Origin of the sequence: Sphingobacterium sp. BIGb0165 (assembly GCF_024810095.1) — a bacterium.
Classification (GTDB): domain Bacteria; phylum Bacteroidota; class Bacteroidia; order Sphingobacteriales; family Sphingobacteriaceae; genus Sphingobacterium; species Sphingobacterium detergens.
The window spans coordinates 17,913-38,625 of the sequence record NZ_JANUEB010000003.1 but is presented as its reverse complement, the minus strand read 5'-3'; the positions used below and the strand labels follow the sequence as shown (position 1 = coordinate 38,625).

At 38.4% G+C, this 20,713-nt stretch carries 14 protein-coding genes; 5 read left to right on the top strand and 9 right to left on the bottom strand.

Going from position 1 to position 20,713, the window contains the following annotated elements:
- Nucleotides 1-108 precede the first annotated feature (108 nt).
- Entirely contained in the window at nt 109-2,958 is a 2,850-nt protein-coding gene (locus tag M2408_RS06750) for a hypothetical protein (protein ID WP_259180349.1), read from the top strand.
- Here M2408_RS06750 and M2408_RS06745 read toward each other — a convergent pair.
- The 3 genes from M2408_RS06745 to sppA all read right to left on the bottom strand — a co-directional run bounded on the left by M2408_RS06745 (nt 2,955) and on the right by sppA (nt 7,134).
- Nucleotides 2,955-3,797: an endonuclease/exonuclease/phosphatase family protein gene (locus M2408_RS06745; RefSeq protein WP_259180348.1), complete on the bottom strand. Its 843-nt coding sequence runs from the start codon at nt 3,795-3,797 to the stop codon at nt 2,955-2,957. The genes M2408_RS06750 and M2408_RS06745 overlap by 4 nt on opposite strands.
- A gap of 268 nt (nt 3,798-4,065) precedes the next feature.
- The gene (locus M2408_RS06740; RefSeq protein ID WP_120260590.1) at nt 4,066-5,256 is read right to left on the bottom strand and encodes a phosphoglycerate kinase; all 1,191 of its coding nucleotides are present in this window, start codon (nt 5,254-5,256) and stop codon (nt 4,066-4,068) included.
- 111 nt (nt 5,257-5,367) lie between these two features.
- Nucleotides 5,368-7,134, bottom strand: coding sequence for a signal peptide peptidase SppA (sppA, locus tag M2408_RS06735; RefSeq protein ID WP_259180347.1), 1,767 nt, complete (start codon nt 7,132-7,134; stop codon nt 5,368-5,370).
- A 123-nt stretch (nt 7,135-7,257) separates the two neighbouring features.
- On the opposite strand from sppA, the gene folK reads away from it, so the two are divergent.
- Entirely contained in the window at nt 7,258-7,761 is a 504-nt protein-coding gene (gene folK, locus M2408_RS06730) for a 2-amino-4-hydroxy-6-hydroxymethyldihydropteridine diphosphokinase (protein ID WP_259180346.1), read from the top strand.
- On the top strand, nt 7,742-8,086 hold the full coding sequence (locus M2408_RS06725) for an Hpt domain-containing protein (protein WP_259180345.1): 345 nt from the start codon (nt 7,742-7,744) through the stop codon (nt 8,084-8,086). Before folK ends, M2408_RS06725 begins: the two co-directional genes overlap by 20 nt.
- 1 nt (nt 8,087) lies before the next feature.
- On the opposite strand, the gene pssA is transcribed toward M2408_RS06725, so the two are convergent.
- The gene (gene pssA / locus M2408_RS06720; protein ID WP_259180344.1) at nt 8,088-8,768 is read right to left on the bottom strand and encodes a CDP-diacylglycerol--serine O-phosphatidyltransferase; all 681 of its coding nucleotides are present in this window, start codon (nt 8,766-8,768) and stop codon (nt 8,088-8,090) included.
- A gap of 169 nt (nt 8,769-8,937) precedes the next feature.
- Nucleotides 8,938-10,437 carry a transcription termination factor Rho gene (gene rho / locus M2408_RS06715; RefSeq protein WP_259180343.1) on the bottom strand — a complete coding sequence of 500 codons (1,500 nt, stop codon included), beginning with the start codon at nt 10,435-10,437 and terminating at the stop codon, nt 8,938-8,940.
- A gap of 295 nt (nt 10,438-10,732) precedes the next feature.
- Between rho and M2408_RS06710 the strand changes: the two genes are divergently transcribed.
- Nucleotides 10,733-12,460: an MFS transporter gene (locus M2408_RS06710; protein ID WP_259180342.1), complete on the top strand. Its 1,728-nt coding sequence runs from the start codon at nt 10,733-10,735 to the stop codon at nt 12,458-12,460.
- A 241-nt stretch (nt 12,461-12,701) separates the two neighbouring features.
- Entirely contained in the window at nt 12,702-13,565 is an 864-nt protein-coding gene (locus M2408_RS06705) for an N-acetylglucosamine kinase (RefSeq protein ID WP_077432461.1), read from the top strand.
- Nucleotides 13,566-13,712: 147 nt separating this feature from the next.
- Here the strand turns inward: M2408_RS06705 and M2408_RS06700 are convergent, their stop codons facing one another.
- The 4 genes from M2408_RS06700 to M2408_RS06685 all read right to left on the bottom strand — a co-directional run bounded on the left by M2408_RS06700 (nt 13,713) and on the right by M2408_RS06685 (nt 20,642).
- Entirely contained in the window at nt 13,713-14,300 is a 588-nt protein-coding gene (locus tag M2408_RS06700; protein ID WP_259180341.1) for an RNA polymerase sigma factor, read from the bottom strand.
- Nucleotides 14,301-14,594: 294 nt separating this feature from the next.
- A complete protein-coding gene (locus M2408_RS06695; RefSeq protein WP_259180340.1) occupies nt 14,595-15,431 on the bottom strand; it encodes a hypothetical protein in 837 nt (278 codons plus the stop codon).
- 18 nt (nt 15,432-15,449) lie between these two features.
- Nucleotides 15,450-17,144: a RagB/SusD family nutrient uptake outer membrane protein gene (locus tag M2408_RS06690; RefSeq protein ID WP_259180339.1), complete on the bottom strand. Its 1,695-nt coding sequence runs from the start codon at nt 17,142-17,144 to the stop codon at nt 15,450-15,452.
- A 12-nt stretch (nt 17,145-17,156) separates the two neighbouring features.
- Nucleotides 17,157-20,642: a TonB-dependent receptor gene (locus tag M2408_RS06685; protein ID WP_259180338.1), complete on the bottom strand. Its 3,486-nt coding sequence runs from the start codon at nt 20,640-20,642 to the stop codon at nt 17,157-17,159.
- Nucleotides 20,643-20,713 lie beyond the last annotated feature (71 nt).

Here is a 20,713-nt window from a genome sequence, read left to right as displayed (position 1 = left end):
TAACTATATATAAATCAACGTATTTAATAATTTCAAAAAAACATAAGATTTATATAAAATCAAAATATTTAGCTAAAAAAAATAGCAATTCATAAATTAGCCATATATATGAAATATAAAAATATAATTTTCAACATATTAACAGTATTAACATTAACTGTATCTTCAAAAGAAACATTTGCACAATTCTTTGAAGATAGTCAAGCCCCCTTAAGTCAGAAATGGTTTAAAATCGAGACACCAAATTTTAAACTCATTTTCCCTGAAGAGATGAAAGATAAAGCCCCTACCCTAGCAAATCAGGTCCACAACTCTTTGCGCACAACAAGTAGAAATTATAAAATAACACCGCGACAGATCCCCTTCATTATACACAATACAAACCTACAGACAAACGGCTTTGTACAGTTATCTCCTCGAAAATCCGAGCTATATAGCACTGCCGGAGCTGAACCCGATAATCAAACTTGGTTACCCAATCTGATCCTCCATGAGTCTAGACATGTTAACCAGCTTGACAAATTGACAGGTAAATTAAGAGCTCCTTTTTTCGAACAATTGGCTTTGGCTTATTATGGGCTAACAGTTCCTTCATGGTTTTTTGAAGGTGATGCTACGCTGACTGAAACCATTTATTCTCGTGGAGGAAGAGGTCGATTGCCCTCTTTTGAAATGCCGATCAAAGCCAACTTCCAATCTAAACAGAACTATAGTTTCGACAAATACCTGCTCGGATCCTTTAAGGATATTGTCCCCAGTTACTACACAATTGGCTACTTAATGACATCAACACTTAAATCGGAACTGCCACCAAATTACGAAGCAGATTTATTTTCAGAGCTCAACAAACGTCCACTCTACCCTTATAATATCAACCATGTACTGAAGAAAAAAATAGGTGGAAATAGCCGCTATTTATTCAATAAAACGATCACAAAATTAGACTCAATATGGGAGCAAAAAACAGCAAATTATTTAGCCCAAAATTACGCTGAAATTTCCGGCCAAAATAACCGCTATTATAACAGCAATCTATTACCAAAATCAAATGGAAATTTAATTTACTTCATTAAACAAAATCCAGAAAAAACAAATGCAATATATACTTATGACAACGATAAAAAATCGGAATCACAACTTGTAAAAACAGGTATCCAGTTGACCCCACATTTCGACATCAACAAGGAATATATTGTGTGGGATGAATTGCGAAAAGATCCACGCTATAATAAGAGGACATATAGTGTCATCAACTTAATGAACCGGAAAACGGGAAAAATCAAATCCCTGACCAAGCAGTCCAGGTATTACTCACCGGTATTTAGCCCCGTAGACGAGACCATTGCTTGCATCGAGGTAGATTTATCCAATACAAGCTATCTTACGCTCATAAGCCTTAAAAACGGCTCTGTAATCAAGCGGATAAAAACAGTCGATTCAGAGCAGCTTCAACATCCAGCATTTAGCCCGACAGGAGACAAGATAATTGCGATCCGATTATCAGAAATTGGAACGGCACTCTGCGAAATAGATCTCAAAAATGATAAAATAACAAACATCACCTCATGGGGCGACCAACAATACGAAAGACCACAATACCTTCCAGGTATGAATATACTTGTAAAAGCCAACTTTAACGGTATTGATAACATTTACAAAATAGATCGTCAATCGGAAGCGAAACATCTCCTGACCAAAGCCCCATTCGGTGCTTTTAATCCTTTTTATAATAAAGAAACTAAGCAATTGCTTTTTAACAACTATCAATACAATGGCTATAAAATCAGCCAAACAAGTATAGATACGACCTTCGATATAAAACCAGAAACCGATTATTTTTCCCACTACTATGCTGATGCTGTAAAGAAAGACAGCATATTCAATATTGCTGCCACAGCACCAGATTCCAGCCAGCATTACACCATTGAACCATACAAAGGACTTGGACGAACGTTTAACTTCCATAGTCTTTCTTTAAGTAGTAGTAACTTTGAAAGTTTTGATAATTTCAAACCTGGCATTTTTTGGCTTTCAAATAACATTTTAAACACGACCCAAATTGCGCTTGGCTATGAATACGATACAGACATCAGAAAAAGTATTTATTCGGCCGAACTTACTTACAATAAGTATTTTCCGAAATTCTCGCTTCGCTACGAAAACAGAGGGCAGATTGCAGCAGCAAGCGTGCCCAATAAACCAGACAGCAGTGTAAGGTTCGATTGGAGAGAACATTACGTTTCCTCACAAATTTCTATCCCTCTATCTTTTTATAGGCTTGATTACAATTATTCCACAGGATTCAATTTTGCAACAGCTTATTTGAAACGTTACAGCCTAAGTCGGAATGACCTCAAAAACTTTAATTACGAAACTGCATTTCCGTTAACATACCAACTTTATTTCAACCGAAATGCCCGAATGGCAAATATGGATCAATACCCGCGATGGGGGCAAAATTTCAGCATAACCTATAGACACACACCTTTTGAAAACAAGGCCAAAGGTGAAATTCTATCTGCGAGAACAGTATTTTACCTCCCTGGGTTTGTCAACAATCATGGGTTTCAAATCCGCTTGAGCGCACAGGCGGGAACGGGAATTTATGAATACATCAACGATATCCCGCTCGTCAGCGGGTTTAGTTATTACAAATATGAAAAGATAAAAAATACATTACTGGTCAATTATCGTTTTCCAATCGCCTATCCTGATTTTAGTATAGGATCATTAACCTATATAAAACGTATAAAAGGTGGTGTATTTGCAGATTATCAAAATATCCACAAACATAAAGATGTGGCACCGAAGAGTTTTGGAGGATACCTTTCCTTTGATTTCAATGCTTTTAGATATCCATTGCCCGACTTTGAGTTTGTCGTAAAAGGAACCTACATCAATGATAATACAGCGACGCAGCGCGTCGTTCCAACGGTAAGTTTAAATTACACCTACTAAGGATGGATAGCCCAGTTAAAATTAGCAGCTAGAGCATAATGATCTGACAAAGGTAGGCCCCTTAGGTTCGTAAACAGATTATTTTCTATATTATAGTCACGCGCAGCCAAATTTAGATGACCGTTGCTACGGTAAAGAATCTTGTCTATTGACTCACTCTGGTTGCCAATTGATAACATATGGGGAGGTTTGAATGCATGCTTCGCTTCTGGCACCAGTCCGCCGTTTTGGAGTTCAACCCAACTGTCCACCAATGTGGTCGACTCCATAAAATCATGTAGATTATCATCACCGAAACTATAATGTGCATTAAAATCCCCCATAACAATCAGTGCATTATCGCTAGAGTTCTCACCTATATAATCGCGCAGCTGGTTGAGATTGTCCCTTCTAGCACTAGAGGCGCGTCTATTGTTCTGAGCATTTGCATGTACATTATAGACATCCAGCCATATCCCCGCAACTATTTCCACCTTGACCAAGGTAAAGCCTTTAGGTGTCAGAGAATCAGCCCCTGTGCGTTTTTTCCAGGGAACCCGGACTACATCTGACATCGGAAAACGAGACAGGGTATTCAAACCATCACCAAAAGGCACACGCCCCTTAGGCCTGGTCCGATAAGGGTGTTGGTTCCCCCCCAAATAAAGACTATTGTTATAATTGAAATCCTCCTGCACATTTACGATATCAAAAGGATTAATCTTTTTGCCTATTTCAGCAATACTCCTGCTCCTGCCTGTAATTGCAGAAGAAATAAACCCTGGCAATCCCGCTACATTGTATGTCAACACCGAAAAAAAACCCGAACTATCTTTTTCTTTTTTGTGATTAGCATCCATCAATAAAACCTATATAATCATGTTATGATAAATTTAGCAAATACGGTAAACACTCACCAACACAATACAGATATTTAACAGATAATTGATTTAAATCTGACATTACCGCACGGATCTCAACCATATTAAATAGAAAGCTTTTTCACAAGTCATTAACTCCTACCACCATCAATAAAAAACGCAATAAATTTAGAGTAGTCTTTCCTCATAAAAAAAGGGATAACTCAGCATTATCCCTTTTCTATATTCTTATATTCTGTTTGATTTATTAGTCTTCGAGTGCTTTTACACCAGGAAGAACTTTACCTTCCATATATTCTAATAGTGCTCCACCACCAGTACTAACATAGCTAACATCTTCAGTCATACCAAATTTACTTACTGCAGCAGCTGAATCTCCACCACCGATTAGAGAAAATGCGCCATTTTTGGTTGCTTCTACAACAGCATCAGCCACAGCTTTGGTACCTTTTGCAAAGGTATCAAATTCAAAAACCCCCATAGGTCCATTCCAAAGAACTGTTTTTGAATCTTTGATAATAGCCGCAAAATTCTTAGCAGACTCCTCCCCGATATCTAAGCCCTGAAGATCCGCAGGTATTTGATCGTTTGGCCCGTCATACACATTTGCATCATTAGAAAACGCATCAGCAATTTGAGCATCTGTAGGAATAACAAGATTCACCCCTTTTTCTTTTGCTTTCTTTACCAATTCATTTGCGAGATCAAGTTTATCCATCTCAACCAATGACTTACCGATTTCACCACCTCTTGCTTTAATAAAAGTATATGCCATACCTCCACCGATCAGCAAGTTATCTACCTTATCCAATAAAGCTTCGATCAACTGAATCTTGTCAGAAACTTTCGCCCCTCCCATGATCGCTGTAAAAGGTCTAACCGGGTTATTCAAAACTTTCTCTGCATTACCCACCTCAGCAGCCATCAAATAACCGCTATATTTAGCTGATGGAAAAAACTGTGCGACAATCGCAGTTGAAGCATGTGCTCTATGTGCGGTACCGAAGGCATCATTCACATAAACATCACCCAATTTTGAAAGCTTTTCAGCAAATCCTACATCACCTTTTTCCTCTTCTTTATAAAAACGTAGATTCTCAAGTAATAAAACTTGGCCAGCCTGCAATGCAGCAGCTTTTTCTACAGCTTCATTTCCAATACAATCATCGGCAAATTGAACTTCTGTACCTAATACCTTAGATAGATGAGCCACAATATGTTTTAATGAATACTTATCAGTAGGACCATCTTTTGGTCTTCCTAAATGGGACATCAATATCACGCTTCCGCCGTCGTTCAAAATTTTCTTTATTGTTGGAGCAGCTCCCTGAATACGATTATCATCCGTAATATTGAAATTTTCATCCAAAGGAACGTTGAAATCTACGCGAACCAAGGCTTTTTTACCTGCAAAATTTAAATCGTCTACTGTTTTCATTATGTAACTTTAATGTTTTAGGATCTGTCGTTTGCCAAACGAACAGCTAAATATAGAAAAAAGGCATTTATTTTCATCAAATAAATGCCTTTTTATCGGATTAAATTATCATTAATGGATTTCAACAGTATAAGGCAGCCTTGCCTGAACCCCACTCTGTGCTGTCGCCTTCCGCATCACGTCAAAATAACGATAGTATTCGCCCATTTGTTCTTTAGCAACCCAAACCTGAACTTTTTCCTTTGAATTGTTCAATATTGAGGTAAACGGATCTTCCTTCGCAGGATATTGTGAAACTTTATACTTGCTTAGATTTGCCTTTTTAGCCGCTGCCTGAATGGCAACATCAAGATTACCCAAACGATCCACCAATCTGTTACTCAGCCCCTGTGTACCTGTCCAAACACGGCCCTGACCAATACTGTCAACATTCGTCAATGGTATCTTTCTACCCTCCGACACAACTTTTGTAAAGGTAGCATACACTTTATCAACCTCACGTTGGATAATATCCCTTTCTTCAGCAGTCAATGGACGATCAAATGTAGTCATCAAATCCGCAAATTTCCCTGTCTTTACACCATCGTAGTGAACACCAATTTTATTGTTCATCAGATTCTGGAAATTCGGTATTACACCAAATACACCAATTGATCCGGTGATGGTCGTTGGCTCAGCAAATATGGAGTCAGCCGCCGCCGCAATGTAATAGCCCCCTGAAGCCGCTACATCTCCCATAGAAACAATTACTGGTTTAACTTTTTTAGTCAAAATCACCTCCCTCCAGATAACATCTGAAGCAAGTGCCGAACCCCCAGGTGAATTCACACGCAACACAACAGCCTTTACAGCATCATCCTCTCGCAGCTTCCGCAATTCTCTTGAAAATTTATCCCCTCCGATCTCACCAGGACGAGTACCTTCACCATCCACAATCTCGCCAACGGCGTAAAGCACTGCCACTTCAGATCCACTAGCATCATCCTTCACCTTTTTATTGTAATCGAACAATGAAACAAAAGAGATCTCATCCTTCTCGCCTATCTTCAATCGCTTTCTTAAATCAGAGAGCAGTTCGTCCTTATAGATCTTAGCATCAGCAAGTTTATACCGTACCGCATCATCAGCATTCCTAACTAGATAATCATTGGCTATACCACGCAATGAATCTGCCGGAATGTTCCGACTTGCAGCGATTTCATTGATAAAAGTATCATATATACTTCCCAGATACGATGTTACCTGCAAACGATTTGGATCACTCATCTTATTTAGGAAGTAAGGCTCCACCGCGCTCTTAAACGTCCCTACTTTCACAATCTGCATCTCAACCCCAACTTTGTCCAATAGGTCTTTGTAAAACATTGTCGAACTAGAAAGACCTCTAAAATCTATGGTGCCTTGGGGATTGACGTATACCTTATCTGCAATACTGGCTACATAATATGCTTTTTGATTATACCCAGCATTATAGGCAACAACAAATTTTCCTGTTTTTTTAAATGCTAAAAGTTCATCACGTACAGCCTTTAAACTTGCAAAACCAGTACCGATACTACCCGCATCCATATAAAGCCCCTTAATATTCGCATCTGTTGCCGCATACCTTATTCTTCCTAGAATATCATCCAACCCAATACTCTTGGTAGAATAACCCGGAAGATTTAAGCTTCCAAAAGGATTATTGTCATTCCGTTCATTAATATCATAGTCAAAGGATAGAAACAGCACCGAATTGGTTTTGACAGCAACTTCCTGATCAGAGGAAGCGGAGCTAATAATCGCACCAATAATACCCATAAAAACAATAAACAAAATCACAAAAGATATAACAATCCCTGTAATCGTTGCCAATACATACTTAAAAAATGATTTCATATTTTATAATTAATTCCAGTCTTATGCAGTTCTTGCAAATGGAATGATCTATTTTACGCTAAAGGTAATGCAATATTTTTTATTCCCCCAGTATTTTATTTCATAAAGACTTAATTTAGCGACATGAACAAGATTTTTATATTATTAGGAACGAACTTAGGAGATCGCCTGCAACAACTCTCATTAGCAAAACAATCCCTCGAACAACAGATAGGAATAATCCTGCAAGAATCCTCAATATATGAAACTGCAGCTTGGGGAGTTGAAGATCAACCCTCATTCCTTAATCAGGTCATCCTAATAAGTTCACCGCTATCTGCACTTGAATGTTTAAATCTTACCCAACAGATTGAATTAGATCTAGGGAGAGTACGACTGAAGAAATGGGGAGAGCGGGCGATAGACATTGATTTACTTTATTTCAACGACGAAGTTATCAGTCACCCAAATCTGATTATACCACATCCTTTTATTTCAGAAAGACGCTTTACACTGGAGCCATTAGCAGAAATAGCCCCTACATACATACACCCCGTTTACAAAAAAAATAATGTATCTTTATTGAATAATTGCAAGGACGAATTACCCGTAAAGAAAATTAGCGACGATGAATCATATCGACATTGACCTGATCAACCAAAATATGTTTGACAATACTGATTTGATCAAACAATTTGTATCAATGTATCTTATCCAGACCCCAGTAGACTTAGACAACTTGCGAAATGCCCTAGATACAGGTAATCATCAAAAAATTGCAGATGCAGCTCATCATATTAAACCGACGATGGATTATATAGGAGCTTTTCACTTAAAAGCTAAATTTGAGAATTTGGAATTAAGTGCCAAAAATCAGGAATCTTTAGAAGGACTTAGGGCAACTTTTGAGGTGCTGGACATCGAAATGAAAGAACTGCTATTCGAACTCGAACAATACAAAAAAACGATCTAGATTAGATCGTTTTTTTATTGAAATGCAATGCTGACAGTATAAAATACAAAAGTAGAATAACTGGCAAAGCCATAAACTGTCCAATCGCAAATAAAACCAAAGTTAAGAATAGAAAAATAAAGCGATATTTATTCGTCGCCCAGTCCATGGAACTGAATTTCATCGAAAACAGTCGAATCTCACTAATCAATAGATAACTGGTCAGCAGCGCACTACAGATCAAAAATATCGGATTTATAATGAGTCCAGGATACTTATCAGCAATATAAGGCAATGAGAGAACATAAAAAGTATTCATTGGTGTATTAAGCCCAATAAAATCAGCTGTTTGTCGTTCATCCAAATTAAACTTAGCCAAACGTAAAGCTGAAAATACCGTAACAATAAAACCTAGATAAGGAAATAAAGATCCATCAGGAAATACTTTTTGCAACAGTGTAAACATAATTACCCCTGGTAGAAATCCAAAGCTGACCATATCGGCAAGCGAATCCAGTTCTTTTCCAATAGGTGATTTTACATGAAGCAGCCTCGCGACCATACCATCAAAAAAATCAAATATTCCAGAAGCAAGCACACATATGGTTACTGCTTTTATGTTGCCATCCAACGCCATCAGTACAGCAATACAACCACTAAAGAGATTTAGGCAGGTCAGCAGATTTGGAATATGTTTTTTCATCAATATTATATTTATGTACTTATCGCAATTTTCAAAGTGGCCCCATTGTATGTATTAGCAGCTCAATAATATTTCAAAATTGAATTATACTCTAACACATCATACGATCGGACACAAAAAAGCCATCATTTTAGTAAAATGATGGCTAAAATATTAAAATTTGATGGGATTACCCATTCATACTGATCAAAAATTCTTCATTTGATTTAGTACCACGCATTTGTCCTTGCAAGAATTCCATTGCTTCTGTAGAATTCATATCCGACAAGTGATTGCGAAGTACCCAAATACGTTGCAATGATTCTTTATCTGTCAATAGATCATCACGACGCGTACTTGACGCAGTAATGTCAATTGCCGGGAAGATACGCTTGTTCGCCAATTTACGATCCAATTGTAACTCCATATTACCAGTTCCTTTAAATTCTTCAAAGATCACCTCATCCATTTTTGAACCAGTATCTGTCAAAGCTGTTGCAAGAATTGTTAATGAACCGCCATTTTCGATATTTCTAGCCGCACCAAAGAAACGTTTTGGTTTATGTAGTGCATTTGCATCCACACCACCTGACAAGATTTTACCGGAAGCAGGAGCAACAGTATTGTAAGCACGCGCCAGACGAGTGATTGAATCCAGCAGGATGACCACATCATGACCACACTCTACCATACGCTTCGCTTTCTCCAATACAATATTAGCAATTTTCACATGGCGATCAGCAGGCTCATCAAAAGTAGATGATACAACCTCGGCACGCACACTTCTTGCCATATCCGTAACCTCCTCAGGGCGCTCATCGATCAACAAGATAATAAGGTATACCTCAGGATGATTCTTCGCAATTGCGTTAGCAACTTCCTTCAATAAATTTGTTTTACCCGTTTTTGGTTGAGCAACGATCAATCCACGTTGACCTTTACCGATTGGCGTAAACAAATCCATAATACGAGTTGAGTAGTTACCCATACCCATATCTAGATTTAAGCGCTCATCAGGGAATAAAGGTGTCAAGTAGTCAAAAGGCACACGGTCACGTACCTCTGCAGGATTCTGTCCGTTGATAGCCTCTACTCTAACCAATGGAAAATATTTCTCACCTTCTTTTGGAGGGCGAATACAACCACGAACGGTATCTCCTGTTTTCAAACCAAATAATTTGATCTGAGACTGTGACACATAAATATCATCTGGAGATGTCAAATAGTTATAGTCTGATGAACGCAAGAAACCATAGCCATCTGGCATAATTTCTAACACACCCTCATTAACGATAACATTGTCGAAATCTGTACTAGAAGAAGTATTTTCAGCTTTTGGAGTTTGGGGTGTTTTTTCAGGTTGGGAACCTTTATCTGTTATAGGAGTACTTTCTACTGCGGGACTGCTTTCCTCACTTTCAACAGCCTCACGTTTTCTGACAGTCACAGGCTCAACGGTCTTCACCGTTCTTACGCGCTTACGAGTGCGTTCGCCCTGTTCCTGATTATCCTCCTCCACTTTAGCAACTTTTTCTACAGAAGCCGGAGCTGCTTCTTCTTCCCCACCGGTATTGCTAATTCTTTCTATTAATTCTTGCTTACGCAATTTATCAGCATCCGCGATACCGATCAACTTAGCAATCTCGCGCAATTCTGATACGAGTTTAGCGTTTAATTCGTTAATATCCATTAATGTGTTGTGTATGATTTTTGGATTTTCTTTTGAGCTTTATTCTGATTATACACCTAAGCATGTTTCCTTGTTTAAGTGAATGAAGAACTTAATGATTTCTTTTAAACCCGAAGTGGATTAAATCTTGAGAACCTAGACAAAGAAAAAAACAAATTTTGTTATTTCAAAATATTTCAAAAAAAATATTTACTATTGTAGCTAGTAAAACGATTTAACGACATTTTTAGATTGAATTTTATATTTTTTTTCATAAGTTCGTACTTTTCAAAATTTAAGTTTTTAGATCCCTTATATGGAACAGCAACAAACTAAAACCAATTACCCCGCACTCTACACATTGATTATTGTGTTTTTCTTTTGGGGGTTCATTGCAGCGGGAAATAGCGTATTTATCCCATTCTGCAAGAATTATTTTCACCTGGATCAATTTCAATCGCAGCTCATTGACTTTGCTTTTTACACGGCCTACTACATTGGTGCGTTACTCCTGTTTATCTTTAGTTCAATTGGCGGTAATGACCTTGTTGGAAAGTGGGGTTACAAAAAAAGTATCGTCTATGGTCTATTGTTTTCTGCTTTGGGAGCAGCAGCAATGATTGTGGCGGTCGAGGTAAATTTATATATTGGAATGTTGTTGGGTCTATTTGTGGTTGCACTTGGATTCTCCTTACAGCAAACAGCTGCTAATCCCTTTGCCGTTTTATTAGGTGACCCAAAGACGGGAGCTTCCCGTGTTAACCTTGGCGGTGGTATCAACTCATTCGGAACGACAATAGGACCATTGGTAATTGGTTTCTCGCTATTTGGAACATTTGAGCCGATCTCAGATTCTGAAATTGCCAATCTTCCTTTAAATAAAGTTGTATATCTATATGTTGGTGTTGGTTTGTTGTTTCTTTTGGCTGCAGCATTGTTCAATTTCAGTAAAAAAGTTCCAGCTGGAATTAGCAATGAACCCATGGAAAAGGCCAATAAGGCCTTACGTACCTTGATCATCATGACAGTTCTACTATTCGGTATGTTCACTCCAGTATTCCTAAGTTACAAAAGTGACCTTGCGTTGCATATCGAGCAGCTACATCAACAAGCATCAAGCCTCACTGATCAGCTACAAATCGATCAATTAAAAGCACATATTAAAGAAGTTGCCAAACCACTTGAAACACAACGTATGATGTGGTTAGCGGGCGCATTAATTGTTGTTATCGGCGGTTTACTTTTCTCCAACAGAAGCGCGAAAAAGAACCCTGAAGGCTGGGGAGCAATGAAATATCCGCAACTGGCTTTGGGAATGCTTGCATTATTTATCTATGTAGGTATCGAAGTTGCCATTGGTAGCAACTTAGGTGAGTTGCTTACTTTAAAAGAATTTGGCCACCTACAGTCTTCACAAATCACACCATATGTATCCATGTATTGGGGAAGTATGATGATCGGTCGATGGGCAGGTGCCATTACAGCATTCAACCTAAGTAAATCGGCTAAAAATGGATTACTGATTATTGTTCCTTTAATCGCATTCTCGATTATAATTGGTGTCAATACACTTGCAGGATTCGAAATGTCACACCTTTATTACTATGTGATCTGTATTATTCTGCAAATCGTTGCTTTTTATCTAAGTAAAGAAAAACCAGCCCGTACATTGATCATTTTTGGTTTATTTGGAATCATTGCCATGTTAATCGGGCTTTTCTCTTCTGGTACTATCGCGATTTATGCATTCTTATCAGGAGGTCTTGCTTGTTCAATTATGTGGTCATCTATTTTCAGTTTATCAATCGTTGGTCTTGGAAAATATACTGCTCAAGGTTCAGCATTCTTAGTCATGATGATTCTTGGTGGTGGTGTCCTTCCTCCTATCCAAGGAAAATTGGCCGATCTTATTGGAATACACAACTCCTATATCCTACCGTTAATCGGATTCTGTTATATTGTTTTCTTTGCTGTATTTGTCAAGGGAATTTTAACTAAACAAGGAATCAATATCGATGAAATCGAGGCTGAAGGAGCACATTAAAATCATCAACTAATTGTAAATAGTACACTATTTAATCAATTTTATTACAGGACCCAAAAACTGGCTTAACAACACTGTTAAGCCAGTTTTTTTATATTATGAGCAAATTCATAAAATTTATTTTTTCAAAAATACTCGGATAAATTATGATATTTAAAATTAAAAAATGTATTTTCGGGGAATTGATTAATGAATTGATTACTCATTTTATAACGATAAACACAATTAAAACTACTCAATAATGATAATCATTGCTGACGGGGGATCAACAAAAACAAACTGGTGTTTGTTAGACGATTCAAATAAAAAAATCTACTTCAACACAGAAGGGTACAACCCGTATTTTGTTGACAGTGAATACATTGTAAACTCCCTAAAAAAAGGATTACCGCAGGATTTACCTTTTGAAAAAATCGCGGAAGTAAATTATTATGGTGCAGGGGTCCATAATAAAGAGAAAGCACAGATCGTAGTTGATGCACTAAAACACGTATTTACTACAGCGAAAGTGGAAGTGGGACACGATCTACTTGCTGCAGCAAGAGCATTGCTAGGATCCGAGGCTGGGTTTGCTGCGATTTTGGGTACAGGAACAAATTCTTGTCTCTATGACGGCAAAGAAATTACATTAAATATTGATTCCGGAGCTTATATTTTAGGCGATGAAGGATCGGGTAGTTACATTGGTAAAAAATTACTTGCAGACTATGTTCGTAATTTAATGCCTAAAGATGTAAAGGAAGTGTTTTGGAACACGTATAAAATGACGAAAGATGAAATCATGGACGCGGTATATACCAAACCTATGCCTAATCGTTTCTGTGCAAGTTTCAGTAAATTCGTATATGACAATAATGTAAATATCGAATATACACGAAATATTGTGGATGAAGCATTTGAAGCTTTCTTCAGAAATTTAGTAAGTAAATATCCTAATTATCAAAGTTATACTTTCAATTGCATTGGTTCCGTAGGTTACAATTTCAGAAATGTATTGGCTGAAAAGGCTGAACAATATGGTATGAAAGTAGGCAAGATTTTGCGTTCTCCTATCGATGACCTAGTACAGTTCCACATCGATAGAGCGGCAGCAACTGCTAAATAGAAGAGGAAAATAATCTTTAACATATTTAAGAAAAAGGTGCATTAGATGATGCGCCTTTTTTTTCACCTTCTCCTTTCAACAAATCAAACCAATACGAGCTTCAAAATTGAAATATCCAAAAATTTCCTCATTTTTAGAAACTACGATCTATTGGGGCCAAAGAATGGAAAGCAAAAAGCTAACTTGATAATATGAAATATTCTTCTGTTTGAACACTTGCTTTAAGGTTGAAATAGCTTTTGATCGGGCAAAATAAACTGTACTCGGAGTCGTCTCTAATTCTTCACAAATCTCTTCTGTAGATCTACCTTCTATCAAAGATAACTGTATGATCTGAGCCTGCTTTTTGGGAAATTTTTCGATCTCTTTGGCAATTAGATCAATCAGCTCATAATAAATGATTTTCGTTAAAACATCCTGCGTATCCGTCTTAAGATCCATTAAAAAAGATTCGCTATGCTCAAATTTGGATCTACTTTGTTTTAAGGCATCTAAACAAGCATTTTTGGTCACTAAGAACAAAAAGGATTTGATGCATTCAATAGAACTAAAATTACCTCTACGTTCCCATAACTTAATAAATGAATCCGAAATAATTTCCTCCGCAATATTTTTGTCTTTTACAATTTTATAGGCAAAAAAAAGCAGTTTCTCACTAAACTCATCAATAAGGGATGCTAATGCAGCTTCTTTACCGTCTTGCAAATCCAATACATGTTGATCTAGCTTTTTCATAAATAATTTGGATTCCACCTCTCATAACTGGTCAATATAAATTTAACACTTAATTACTTAAGTTGAAAGAATTTTGTTCATTTTTTAAAAAAATAATTCATCAAGATATTATATAAAGAGATCAATTGTAAAGCAGAAAGGTGCCTTAGTTAAATTGTTATTTTCGATTACCTATAAAAACACGAAGCAATCTGATGATGATAAATTACAGATTGCTTCGTTCCTGTTGTTTAAAATGTAACACGATTGAATATGAGCTAACTTTTCAGCTGGTCTTCAGTATGATGTACATTACTAATCAATTGCCCTAAAGACCCAAAAGTAAGCGGTACCCCATGCCTCAGTTCCAGGAGGGGCATAAGCCAAGACCAATTCCTTATCATTCAGAACGATAATATCAAATTCGTAAACAGCTTTTCCACCTTCATCTGGAGACTTCCCTACAAGAATGACTGCTCCACTAGTTCGAAACTTTCCGTGGCCCCATATTTTTCCATCACCATCTTTAGTTTTTTTGTTCATATCAAAACTAAATACCCCTACTTCTTTTGAACCATCCGATCTGATCTTCGTGAAAATTGCATCATCGAGATTGAGTTCCATCTTAGCTCCGATACCGGCACCTGCTTCCTGTTCATCAATCTCTCCTTCTTTTAACGTCCACCATGCCGGTCCAAAATTCCCTATATACCCGCCATTACCCCATACAGCTGGTTTTGTTTCATCCCATTTCCATGTTCTTTTGCTTCCTCCGGTTAACATTGCCCACTCGGGCGGAACAGGAAAGGTTAGTTCATCAACCCGGACTGTCAAATTCTTTTGAATCTTGGTACCATCGGGATTGAGACCTACGAATCGAATAGTTCGCTCTCCTGTAGCAACCATCAAAACGGTATCTGATTTGCGTGTAGATCTTCCCGAACCATAGTTCCATAAGGATAGTACTGGACTTTTATTGTCTAGAATGACTTTATTGCTTCTCTTTCCGTTGACCATTAAAGGGACGGCGGTAATATCCAATTGGTCAGCCGTAATTGCCGACCCCAGTTCAAGGCGCTTTTCAATAGGCTCACAAGAAATAGTGAACGATAGCACAAATACCAGAAAAATATATTTTATAAGATTATTCATAGTTCAATATGTTAAGATTTACCATCCTGTAAATTCAGCCGCAGCTGTCCCCCAACCTTTATTCTGTGTCAAGACCCCGTCCGAAAGTGTAATCTGTGAAACAGGTATCGGCCAGAACCCTCCAGTTTCCTCGTAACGAGCTCTATAACCACCACCAAATGCCTTCATTGCTACATCGACACCTTTATTCTTAATCAGTACCCCTTCTTGCTTCGCCAAATCCGCAGCTGCATCATGCCAGCGCATCAAGTCAAAATAACGTACACCTTCAAAAGCTAGCTCCCATCTTCTTTCACGTTTCAATGCCGCTAAAGAATATGAAACATCTTTTAACCCCGCTCTTCGTCGTACCCGATTTAAATTCGTCGCATCTCCTTTTAACTCCGCGTGCATGAGCAATACATCTGAAAAGCGGATCATGACCAAATCTTGGGTATGGGCCAATTGATACTCCGCCAAAGCTTTATCTAAAAGGATAGCATAAGATGGTACAAAATTTTTCTTGTCATCATAAGCAGATACCGCAATATATTTTTTCTGCCACAGGCCAGTTTCTTCCATTTGATTATCAGCCCCATAGGTATAATCTTCCAGATCAGTCTCTACATTAATGATAGAAGCCAATCTACGCATGTCAGTGGGTTCTGTCTGTGCCCACTCTTTCCATAATTCACTATTGACAGGACCAGCACCCCATCCCTGCCCAAACGGAAAAGTACTCTCCGAACCGTTACCCGTACGAAGTCCAAAATGAAGATTATACTGGTTCGAATAACCCTGTTGATATTCATCTCCCCAATCCACTACAGTTCCAAATTTAATCGCAAATACTGTTTCTATATTTCCATCTCCAACCCAGGCCAGTTTATTATCTTGTACGTACTTATAATCTCTTGCAGTTTCCCTATTGGTGTATGGCCATAAGTTTCTAAAATCGCCGACCAAATCGTGCCCACTGTTCAGAATACAGTTTTCAAGCAATTGAATCACTTGTGCTTTTCCAACGGTACCACCGGCAGCCAATGGCAAATCTGTTTTCTTATAGTATCCAGTATAAAACAGATATACACGAGCAAGCAATGCTTGCGCTGCCCATTTAGAGGCATGACCTGAGATTACCGCAGCAGATTTGGTCGCAGGCATAAGCTCAATTGCCTTCATCAAATCACTTGCAATCTGTGCGTAAGTCTGATCTGCTGGATTTCGGGGGACATTAGCCACCACAGAACTTAGAAGCAGGGGTACATCACCAAACATCTGTGAAAGTTCGAAATAAAATAAGGCTCTTAAAAAATAAACCTCGCCGAGCAATTGATCTCTTTGTGCATCATTTGCCCAACCTGTGACCTTGTTTAGTGTTTCAATAGCTGTATTCGCTCTATAAATCCCGGCATAGCGTGCAGTCCAAAATGGCAAAAAATAATCCGGGGCTGTATTCATGAGATGATCCAGTCCCTGCATATCCCGGTTATCTGCTCCACCACCACCAAAACGGTCATCCGAAGCCAATTCGGACATATAAAAATGGGAGCTTTCGACACTGCTTACTCCTCTACTCAACCCATTATAGATTCCGGCCAACATGATATTGGCATCCGCCACCGTTACCGGGAAGTTGTCTGTATTCTTTTTATCAAGGCTTTCTGAATCCAGAAATTTTCCACAGGACGAAAGCATTCCAGCAAACAAGCATATTAATATTGTCTTTTTCATATCTAACTAGAACTAAAATTTAAGGTTAATACCAAGAAGTATTGTACGTGGTTGCGGATAGAAGCCTACATCAATACCTGACACCCAGCTCTCCGTATCTCCATACCCAATTTCTGGATCCATACCACTGTAGTTGGTGAATGTAACCAGGTTCTGCACTGTAGCATAAATTCGTGCCTGGCTAAATGGAGCTTTTTTCCAAAGGCTCTTAAAGTTATATCCCAAGGTAATATTCTGGAGCTTCACAAAGTCACCATTTTCAATATAGATATCTGAGATATTCTGAAAATTACTATGTGATCCTGCCGTCAATCTCGGGTATCGATTTGATGTTCCCTCGCCATGCCAGCGTTGAAATACTTCAGTCGTATAGTTCTGTAATGGAGAATCTGAAAAAGAACGGTAAGATTTCGCAATTTGATGTCCAAATGATCCAATGGCTGTAACTGCCAGATCGAGCCCCTTATAACCAAAAGTCAAGTTCAATCCACCAGTGAATTTTGGATGCGGGTTACCAATCATCACCTTATCATCGTCGGTAATCGCACCATCACCATTCATGTCTGCGAAGATCAGATCTCCGGGCTGTGCGTTGGATAAGACACCACGTCCACTGTTTCGCAACGCGTCAATCTGTGCTTGATTCTGAAAAACCCCTTCTGTTTGATAGCCATAAAAATAACCTATAGGAAACCCTACTTGGGCACGGTACATCGGCAATGTCCCTTGACTTAAAACATCTGGTCGTCCATGAATAATTCCCTCCCTATTTGCGATGCGTACGACTTTATTTTTATTATAAGCACCATTAACCCCTATACCATAGCGAAAATCTCCCTTTTGGTCATTCCAATTGATCCCCAATTCAACCCCTGTATTATTCACATCACCACCATTAATAAAAGGGGCCCCTGTACCATAGGATGCCAATATAGGCGCCCTGATAAGCCAATCTATGGTAGATTTTTTGTACCAATCGAATACGATCGCTAAACGATTGTTCATAAAACGGGAATCAAACCCGAGATTTAACTGTTCAGAAGTTTCCCAGGTTACATCAGGATTGGGTAGAATGTCGGGATATGCCCCCTTGATTAATGTATTTTTGTTATTCCCGAAATAATAACCTCCAAAATTATCAATGGCTATCGTTGATAAATATTGAAAATTGGGGATACTGGCATTTCCATTCTGCCCCCAACTACCTCTGATTTTCAAAAAATTCAACCAGCTATCCTGATTTTTCAAGAATTCTTCATTGGTCATGACCCATCCCAAAGATGCCGAGGGAAAGTAGCCCCAACGTTTACCTTTCGCAAAGTTTGAAGAACCATCCGCACGCATTGTGAATGAGGCCATATAGGTCTCTTTAAAATTGTAATTTGCCCGTCCAAAAAAAGAGGCCAATGAACCTTGTCCCCAGGCATTTCCCGACACAGGAAAGCCTTCGAGCAATTGCCCATTGCCGACCCAGGCCTTATTCCATTGACCGGGAAAAATCGAATTAGAAGATTGGGCTCCAACAGTTTCGCCCATACCCCATTTCTCCAGCGTTTGTCCAAGAACAACATCGAACTGATGGTTATTCCGATAGTTCAGTTTATAGCTCAAGGTATTTTCCCAAACCCAGTTGTGTCCCATACTTTGATTTTGATCGATATCATCTGTTGGATTCTCTGAGGTAGTGGATAATTTGAAAACAGGAACATAAGACCTGTAGGATGAAGCATTTAATCGGTACCCAAAATTAGTTTTAAAAATAAGTCCTTCTATCGGTTGGATTTCTAAATAGGCATTGGCAGATAGCGCATGTGATTTACTGAGATTATGCCCGCGACGGTAAAACATGTCCGCAACCGGATTTAACGTAGCGGCATCAAAGTCCCATTTATCCGCGACTTTACTATTAAAATCATAATATCCACCGTTTTCATTATAAACAGGTAATAATGGATTACCGACCAGCATATTATGAACATCGTTCCAATAGATATTACCGATACCGATACCTGATTTTTTATTGAAGGAGTAATTCACGTTCTCCCCGAACTTGATCACATTGAACCGATCATTTTTCAGGAAAATATGGTCCGAATTAAGACGGAAAGTATGGCGCTCGAGATGAGGTTCGACAGGTTTGCCCAACACACCGTCGCGTTTAGTGATGGAATAACCCAACGAAAATTTAGATTGCTCATTTCCGCCCGTTAAATTCAATGAAGTATTGTGCAATAGGGCATTTTTGTTTTCAATTTCCTCCAGCCAGTTTGTACCATTCCATTTCCCATCCATGATCTGCTGATATTGCTTCGGAATCAGATTTGCCCAGTCGAAACCCGAACCACTTTCATTAAACCTTCGCTCATCTTGTATAAGCATATACTCTTTAGCGTTCAAGAGCGATGGCTTTCTATAAATGTTTTGGAATCCTGTATAACTATCCAAATTAAACATCATTTTACCTACTTTACCCTGTTTAGTAGTAATTAAGACCACACCATTTGCCGCTCTTGAGCCATAGATGGCAGCAGAAGCTGCATCCTTTAGAATATCGATGCTCTCTATATCTGAAGGATTCAATAAGTTGATATCGCCGCCAGCAATTCCGTCTATAACATACAAGGGTGAGGAATTGTTAATAGTCCCTAAGCCCCGAATAGTCACTTTAAAACTTTCACCGGGCATTCCCGAGTTTTGTGTAATCTGAACACCCGGAGATTGGCTCTGTAAAGCTTCCAAAATAGACGGTGTGCTTAATTTTTCCAAGTCTTCACCTTTAACCTGCACAGTCGCTCCAGTGCTTAACTTCTTTTTCTGCGTACCATATCCTATGACCACGACTTCTTCCAGATCGTCAAAAGTTTCCTTCATGATTACATTGACAGACTGTTGGTCTGTGACTTGTACCTCCTGTCCGAAAAAGCCTACAATAGAAAATTGCAAAATTAGTTTTGATCCCGAAACTGCTATCGAATAGTTACCTTCATAATTTGTCGCAACTCCTGTATTAGTACCTTTAACACGTACAGAAACACCCACCAAAGGATTTCCACCTTCATCAGTTACCTTACCTTGAATAGTACGGCTTTGCTGAATGTTTTCTGCTTTACGAACAGAAATGCCTGAATCAAGTTTCTCCGATCGTTGCAACACGATAGTACCATCACTGACCTCCCAGCTGATAGATTTATTGAAGAAGATAATGTTCAATGCTTTTTCTAAACTGACATTTTTAAGATCTGCATTGATCTTAGTATTTGCAATATCCTTTCCATTTAAAAGGAAAGGTAGGCCACTTTGCTTCTGAAGATTCTGCATCACCTCAATCAGCGGAGAATTTATGACCTTAAGCGAAACGTTCTGCGCAAAACCTGTTGCAGAAAGCTTGAGGATACTCAGAACTGTAAATAGAATGGTTAATTTCATTTTTAATACCCATCTTTTAAGTTTAGGTCTGACAACAAGGTTGCCATAGTCATTTTTTTGTATAAAAATCATATTTTTGTACAATTAGGGTTACAAATTATTAAAGGGTTCAATTTTATCTAAGTGCTCTGATTTGTATATCC